Origin of the sequence: Mycobacterium sp., assembly GCF_050701675.1 — a bacterium.
Taxonomy (GTDB): Bacteria; Actinomycetota; Actinomycetes; order Mycobacteriales; family Mycobacteriaceae; genus Mycobacterium.
In genome coordinates this window covers 1-7,012 of record NZ_JBOGDD010000068.1, presented here as the reverse complement: position 1 = coordinate 7,012, position 7,012 = coordinate 1, and the positions used below count along the sequence as shown (strand labels likewise).

Genomic DNA, 7,012 nt, shown 5'->3' with positions numbered 1-7,012 from the left:
GTGTGAACACGCCTGGCTGGGCGGGGACACCGTGTCGGACCGGGTGCTGATCTCGGTGTCCGATGGCAGGATCACCTCGATCGTCGCCGACGCCGCAGCGCTGCCGTCGTCGCATCGGCTCTCGGGTCTCGTCGTGCCCGGCCTGGCGAACGCGCACTCTCATGCCTTCCACCGGGCGCTGCGCTCCCGCACGCAGCGGGACCGCGGCTCCTTCTGGACGTGGCGCGACCTGATGTATCGCGCGGCAGGTCGGCTCGATCCCGACGGATATCGGCGGCTCGCCAGTGCGGTCTACGCGGAAATGACATGTGCGGGAATTACTTCCGTTGGCGAGTTCCACTACCTCCACCACGACGTCGGCGGCACGGCATACGCCGATCCCAACGAGATGGGGCAGGCCCTGATCGCGGGTGCTGCCGACGCCGGTGTGCGGCTGACCCTGCTCGACACGTGTTATCTCAGTTCGGGTGTCGACGGGGCTCCGTTGGCGCCAGGCCCTCAGCAGCGCTTCGGCGACGGGAGCGGCGACGGTTGGGCCGAGCGGGTGGAGGCGCTGCATCGTCAGGTGGCCAGTGATCGCGTCATCATTGGTGCCGCACTGCATTCGGTGCGTGGGGTCCCACTCGAGCACATGCCCGCCGTCGTCGAATGGGCCGACGCTCATGACGCACCTCTGCACGTGCACTCCTCGGAGCAGACGGCGGAGATCGACCAGTGCCTCGCCGTACACGGCGCTACCCCTACCGCATTGCTCCGCGACGCAGGCGTTCTCGGGCCCAGGACCACCGCCGTCCACGCCACCCACCTGACCGACGAGGACCTGTCCGACCTCGATCGCACGGCGACGGGCGTGTGCTTCTGTCCGACCACCGAGCGCGACCTCGGCGACGGCATCGGTCCGGCCGCCGCGCTGCTGGCCGGCCGCGGACTGTTCAGCCTCGGGTCGGACTCCCACGCGGTGATCGATCTGTTCGAGGAGGCACGGGCGACCGAACTCGACGAACGCCTGGCCCGCCGGGAGCGCGGGATCATCGCCGCAGACCGGTTGCTCGGCGCCGCCACTCTCGATGGCCAGCATGCGCTCGGCTGGACGGACGCCGGGACGCTGAGCGTCGGCGCGCGCGCCGACCTGGTGGCCGTGGACCTGGCATCGCTGCGCACCGCGGGCGGCGGCGCGACCGTCGAGAACGTCGTCTTCGCGGCTACTGCCGCGGACGTCACCGACGTCGTGGTCGACGGCCGCGTCGTCGTGGCCGATCGGAGACACCTTGGCATCGACGACGTCGGCGCCGCGCTAGCGGAGTCGATCTCGGGACTCATGGGGGAGTACGCCCAATGACCATGCTGTACACCGGGATCGGCGAGCTCGTCACGAACGATCCGAGCCAGGGCGACGGGAGTCCGCTCGGCATCATCGCCGACGGCGCTCTGATCGTCGACGGCGATCGCATCGTGTGGGTCGGTGATCGCGGGCACGCCCCTGACGCCGACTCGCGCACCGATCTCGGTGGCGTCAGCGTGATACCCGGCTTCGTGGACAGCCACGCGCATCTGGTGTTCGCCGGCGAGCGCTCCGCGGAGTTCGCGGCGCGGATGAGCGGGCAGCCCTATGCCGCGGGCGGCATCGCCACCACGGTCGCGGCCACCAGGGCGGCGGACGACTCGACCCTGAGCCACGGCGTCGAGCGGCTGGCGAACGAACTCGTCCGTGGGGGCGTCACGACATTCGAGACCAAGAGCGGTTACGGTCTGACCGTTGCCGACGAATCCCGAGCACTGCGGCTGGCCCGCGAGTTCACGCAAGAGACGACGTTCCTCGGCGCGCACGTCGTGCCTCCCGAGTACCGCGACGACCGCGACGGCTACGTCGATCTGGTCGTCGGCCCGATGCTGCGGGCCTGTGCGCCGCTGGCGCGCTGGGTCGACGTTTTCTGTGACAGGGGCGCCTTCGACGTCGACGAAGCCAGGACCATTCTGCAGGCGGGCATGGCGGCGGGACTGGTGCCGCGGTTGCACGCGGGTCAACTCGAGCAGGGCCCTGGCATCCAGTTGGCCGTCGAGTTGCGGGCGGCCTCGGTCGACCACTGCACCCATGCCTCCGACGCCGATGTCGAAGCCCTCGCCGCGGCGGCCGACACGACGGTGGCGACGTTGCTTCCCGGTGCCGAATTCTCCACTCGCGCCGTGTGGCCGGACGCGAGGCGGTTCATCGATGCCGGTGTCACCGTCGCGCTTGCGACCGACTGCAACCCGGGATCGTCGTTCACGTCGAGCATGTCGTTCTGCATCGCCGTCGCGGTGCGTGACATGTTCTTCACCCCCGCGCAGGCGCTGTGGTCGGCGACCGCGGGCGGCGCGGCGGCCTTGCGCCGTAACGACGTCGGGGTTCTCGCGGTCGGTCGGCAGGCGGACTTCGTCGCGCTCGACGCCCCGTCGTACGTCCACCTGGCGTACCGGCCAGGCGTCCCACTGGTCCGCGACGTGATCGCGAGCGGAGTCCGGCGGGCGACGTAGTCCAGAACTTGCCCACCAGGCAATCTTGCATACCGTGCAAGTTTCGTCGTACGGTGGCGGTCATGTCAGTGCAAGGATCGCTCGGACTGCGCGAGCGCAAGAAGGCCGATACGCGAAGGGCGCTCAGCGACGCGGCGCTGAAGTTGGCGTTCGAGCATGGCGTCGACGACGTCACGCGGGAGGCGATCGCCAACCTGGCCGGAGTGTCGTTGCGCACCTTCAACAATTACTTCAACGGCAAGTACGAAGCGCTGGCCTACCGCCAGGCCGAGCGGCTGCGCCGCAGCATCGTCGTGCTTCGCGGGCGTCCGTCGGACGAGCCGCTGTGGACCTCGATCACCGAGGCCGTGCTGCAGCCGCTCGAGGAAGACTTCGGAGAGGCGACCAGCGCGGAGGACCGGGTGCCGACCAGGGCGGAACTGGTCGAGATCCGAAAGCTGTTGATGAGACCCGAGATCCGAAACGCGATGTCAAGGGAACTGTTCGACGAGTGGGTCGACGTCGTCGCCGAGCGCAGCGGTACCGACCCAGCGCGTGACATGTACCCGCGACTGGTGAGCGCGGTGGTGCGAGCGGTCGGAGACGCGGCCATGGACACGTATGCGACGGCGGACCCTCCGGTCGCCGTCACCACCCTGTTGCGCGAGGGCCTTGCCGCGGTTGCCGCAGGGTTGCCCGAACCGACGAAACGAACGGATGAGAAGAACCATGGCTGACGTCGTCATCTCTGGAGCAGGCCCGAACGGATTGATGCTCGCATGCGAGCTTGCACTGACGGGAGTGAGTCCGGTCGTCCTTGACAAGCTGCCCGGGCCCAGTGAAGAGCCGAAGGCCAATGGCCTCGTCGGCCAGGTGATCCGGCTGCTCGACATGCGCGGCCTCTACCAAGCGTTCGGCGGTGACGACGGGCCTCCCGCCGCGATGTATCAGTGGATGTTCTCGGGCCTGTCGATGGACCTGCTCGGCATCACCGACAATCCTTTGCATGCGTTGTTGATTCAGCAACCACGGGTGGTGCGCCTTCTGGAGAAGCGGGCCCGCGATCTGGGGGTGGAGATCCGCTGGGGGCACGAGCTCACCGGCGTCGAGCAGGAGGCGGACGGTGTGACCGTCACCGTCGACTCACCCGAGCGCGGCTACCGGCTCGATGCCAGGTACCTCGTCGGTGCGGACGGTGGGCGCAGTCCGGTGCGCAAGGCGGCCGGCATCGAATTCCCCGGAAGCACCTCGAGCACGGTCACCCGGATGGCGCACGTGCGGCTGCCCGACGAGCTGCGTGCCGAGGACGGTAGCTACGTGCTGCCGGGATTCGGCCCACTTGGCTGGGGGCACAACAGGGTTGACCGCGGTGGCTACATCTTCGCCACCATGCAGCCGGGCCGGCCGTTATTCGCCACCATGGAAGCCGGACGGCTACCCGTCGACGCTCCGCCGATGTCCCTCGAGGATCTGCGAGCGAGTGCGCGACGCGTGCTCGGCGTCGATCTGCCAATCGAGCCACCCGACGGCCCAGGCCCGCACGCGCTTCGCCGGATCGACGGGCAGAACACCCGGCTGGCCGAAACCTACCGGGCGGGCAACGTGTTCCTGCTTGGCGACGCCGCGCACGTCCACTCGGCGATGGGCGGGCCAGGGCTCAACCTGGGCCTGCAGGACACCGTCAACCTGGGCTGGAAGCTGGCCGCGCAGGTGAAGGGCTGGGCTCCGGCCGGCCTGCTGGACACCTACGAGTCCGAGCGCCGTCCCGTCGGGGAGCGGGTCATGATGCACTCGCTGTCGCAGCAGGCCCTGATGGCGCCGGGTCCCGAAGTCGGGGCGCTGCGAACGCTTTTCGGCGAACTCCTGACCCAGCCGGAGGTGCGTCGTCACATGGCGCACCTGTTGGCGGGCTCCGACGTGCGCTATGCCGTCGACGACGAGCACGCGTTGTCCGGGCGCCTGGTGCCGGAGCTGACGCTCACGGATGGTCGTCGCGTAGCCGAGCTGTTGCGTGACGCGCGACCCGTGTTGCTCGATCTGTCCGGCGGTGCGTTCGCCGCAACCGCGGCCGGCTGGGCCGACCGCGTCGACCTGGTAAGGGCCACCGTCGTGGACTCGCCGGTCACCGGGATGCTGCTGCGCCCCGACGGCTACGTCGCATGGGCGACGGAGACGACCGACGGGCCGGGACTGGTTGCGGCGCTGCAGCGTTGGTTCGGTGCGCCAGCCTGACCGCCCCGCCGACTGCCCGCTTGTCGTACGCGAATCCCGAGGAACCCCCGTAAACAAGCGTGCAGTGGGCGAAGGGCTCAGGCGGGACATCCCCGTACTTGCAGAGCGAGTCGCACCCGTTCGACCACCCTCGGCCGCTCGTAGCGCAATTGCCTCGCACTGACGCGCACGATGAGCCATCCCTTGGCGGCGAGGAACTCCAGACGGTCGATGTCATTGGCGTGGTCAACGGGATTCCTCCAATGCTGCTCCCCGTCGTACTCGGCGCCCACCTTCCACTCGGGCCAGCCCATGTCGATTCGGCGCACCACGCGACCGTGTTCGTTCGTCACCGGGATCTGTGTCACTGGGCGGAGAAGTCCAGACTGGACGAGGAGCAACCGCAGCCGCGTCTCCTGTGGTGACTCCGCCCCGGCGTCGACCAGGTCCATCACGGTTTGCAATCGTCGAACGCCTCTTGCGCCGTGATGCCACCGGGCGACGTCGTCGACCGACCGCGGTGTGGCCGAGGTCGCGTTGAGGAGCGCATCGACGCGAATCACCGCAGTCTCCAGCGGAAGTAGCCTGCCGAGGTCGTACGCAGTCCGCGCGGCAGTCGTGCAGGCGATGCCGTCGATCCGGCACACCTCGTCGTCGCGGAGCTCGTAGGTGCGAACGGTGATGCCATTGGCCGGAGGTCTGCGGGAGTGGACCACCTCGACGGGCGCGTCGTCCGGAATCCACCGGCTGCCGAGCAAAGTGGCTGCTGAGTGGCCGACCAGGGTCGCATGCCGATCCGACCACAGCCACGCCGCACGGGCGCGATCGAGGGCGGTCAGTTCCACACCTCTGCGGACGTAGACATTTCGATGGACCTTGGTGTATCGGCGGTTCAGGTCACGACGGGTGAGGCTGCCGTCGGCGAGAGCCTCGGTCGCGACGACGAGTCGGTCGGACACTCACCAATCGTCGGGCACGGCCACGGGTCTGTTGTGCACCAATTCCTGCCGCCGACTGCCCGCTTGTTGTACGCAAATCCCGAGGAACCCCCGTAAACAAGCGTGCAGTGGGCGAAGGGCTCAGGCCAGCGTGGCCCGGACGCCCACCGTGATGTAGGGCAGCGCCAGGCCGGCGGTGTTGACGAGCGCCGGATGAGTGGTCAGCAGCTCCCGCACCTGATCCAGGGTCTTGGAGCGCACGGCGGCCGGTGAGGTGATGCAGTAGCTGCGCGATGCGACGAGGTCGATGAGTGCCTGCGGCGTCAGGTAACTCGTCCACTCGACCTGGTGGCGTTCGACGTCGGCGAAGGGCTCCGGCAGCGTCACCTGACGGCTGAAGGGGTCTTCCTCGTGGCCCACGATGCGCCCGAGATCCTTCACCCAACCGAGGCGTTCGTCGCGGGTGTTCCACACCAGCCCGAGCCGACCGCCTGGGCGCAGCACCCTGGCCACTTCCTTGATGGCGCGCTCGGGGTCGAACCAGTGCCAGGCCTGTGCGACCAGCACGGAGTCCACGCTGTCGTCTGGCAGCGGGATGTCCTCCGCGGAACCGAGGAGCGCCGGGGTGTCGGGTAGTGAGCGGCTGAGGACCTCGAGCATCTCCGGGATCGGATCGACGGCGGTGACGTCGAGACCGCGCTCGACCAAGCGGACCGTCAGCTTGCCGGTGCCCGCTCCAAGGTCGAGGACGTTGCGCGCATCCTTCTGGAGTAGCCAGTCGATGGCCTCCGGCGGATATGACGGTCGCCCCCGCTCGTAGGCGGCCGCCTCTTGACCGAAGGACAGCGACTGACGCTGACGTGATTCGTCACTGGTCACTTGGACGCGAACTCCAGTGTCTGGCGGATCAATTCGCCTACGGCATCGGTTTCGACGAGGAACCCGTCGTGGCCGTACGCCGAATCGACGACGTTCAAGCCGGTACAGGTGGGCAGGAGGTCGGCCAGTTCCTGCTGCAGTCGAATCGGGTAGAGCCTGTCGGAGGTGATGCCGCCCACGACCACCGGCACGGTGACCCTGCTCAGCGCTGCGGCCACTCCGCCGCGGCCCCTACCGACGTCGTGGGTGCTGAGCGCGTCCGTCAACGAGACGTAGGTGCCCGCGTCGAACCGCGCGGCCAGCTTGCCGCCCTGATGTTCCAGGTAGCTCTGAACGGCGTAGCGGCCTCCGGTGGTTGGGCTCTCGTTGCCCTGGGCATCGTTGCCGAACCGGTCGTCCAACTCCGTCTCGCCGCGATAGGTCAGGTGCGCGAAGCGCCGTGCGATCTCCATTCCGACGCCGGGGGCGCGTCCGGTGCCGTAGTAGTCGCC

Annotated in this window: 7 protein-coding genes; 4 read left to right on the top strand and 3 right to left on the bottom strand. The window is 68.5% G+C overall.

What is annotated here, in order from left to right:
- The 4 genes from ACRDUX_RS02070 to ACRDUX_RS02055 all read left to right on the top strand — a co-directional run.
- Positions 1-1,339: formimidoylglutamate deiminase (locus tag ACRDUX_RS02070; RefSeq protein ID WP_526410531.1), on the top strand; the 1,339-nt coding region annotated here is incomplete at its 5' end.
- Positions 1,336-2,514 (top strand): imidazolonepropionase, encoded by a 1,179-nt coding sequence (gene hutI / locus ACRDUX_RS02065; protein ID WP_526410529.1) that lies wholly within the window; start codon positions 1,336-1,338, stop codon positions 2,512-2,514. The genes ACRDUX_RS02070 and hutI, both read left to right, overlap by 4 nt.
- A gap of 62 nt (positions 2,515-2,576) precedes the next feature.
- Positions 2,577-3,230 carry a TetR/AcrR family transcriptional regulator gene (locus tag ACRDUX_RS02060; RefSeq protein ID WP_526410527.1) on the top strand — a complete coding sequence of 218 codons (654 nt, stop codon included), beginning with the start codon at positions 2,577-2,579 and terminating at the stop codon, positions 3,228-3,230.
- Complete coding sequence (locus tag ACRDUX_RS02055) at positions 3,211-4,725, top strand: FAD-dependent oxidoreductase (RefSeq protein ID WP_526410525.1); 1,515 nt, start codon at positions 3,211-3,213, stop codon at positions 4,723-4,725. Before ACRDUX_RS02060 ends, ACRDUX_RS02055 begins: the two co-directional genes overlap by 20 nt.
- Positions 4,726-4,802: 77 nt before the next feature.
- Here ACRDUX_RS02055 and ACRDUX_RS02050 read toward each other — a convergent pair whose 3' ends face one another.
- From ACRDUX_RS02050 to ACRDUX_RS02040, 3 genes are all read right to left on the bottom strand, one after another.
- On the bottom strand, positions 4,803-5,663 hold the full coding sequence (locus tag ACRDUX_RS02050; protein ID WP_526410523.1) for an endonuclease domain-containing protein: 861 nt from the start codon (positions 5,661-5,663) through the stop codon (positions 4,803-4,805).
- 120 nt (positions 5,664-5,783) lie between these two features.
- Complete coding sequence (locus tag ACRDUX_RS02045; protein WP_526410521.1) at positions 5,784-6,521, bottom strand: class I SAM-dependent methyltransferase; 738 nt, start codon at positions 6,519-6,521, stop codon at positions 5,784-5,786.
- Positions 6,518-7,012, bottom strand: a 495-nt coding sequence (locus tag ACRDUX_RS02040; RefSeq protein ID WP_526410519.1) for a homoserine O-acetyltransferase family protein, incomplete at its 5' end; no start/stop codon positions are given. The genes ACRDUX_RS02045 and ACRDUX_RS02040, both read right to left, overlap by 4 nt.

What these genes read in the sequence shown, in the direction of transcription:
- hutI (WP_526410529.1), top strand. Translation starts at nt 1,336, where the DNA reads ATGACCATGCTGTACACCGGGATCGGCGAGCTCGTCACGAACGATCCG.
- ACRDUX_RS02060 (WP_526410527.1), top strand. Translation starts at nt 2,577, where the DNA reads ATGTCAGTGCAAGGATCGCTCGGACTGCGCGAGCGCAAGAAGGCCGAT.
- ACRDUX_RS02055 (WP_526410525.1), top strand. Translation starts at nt 3,211, where the DNA reads ATGAGAAGAACCATGGCTGACGTCGTCATCTCTGGAGCAGGCCCGAAC.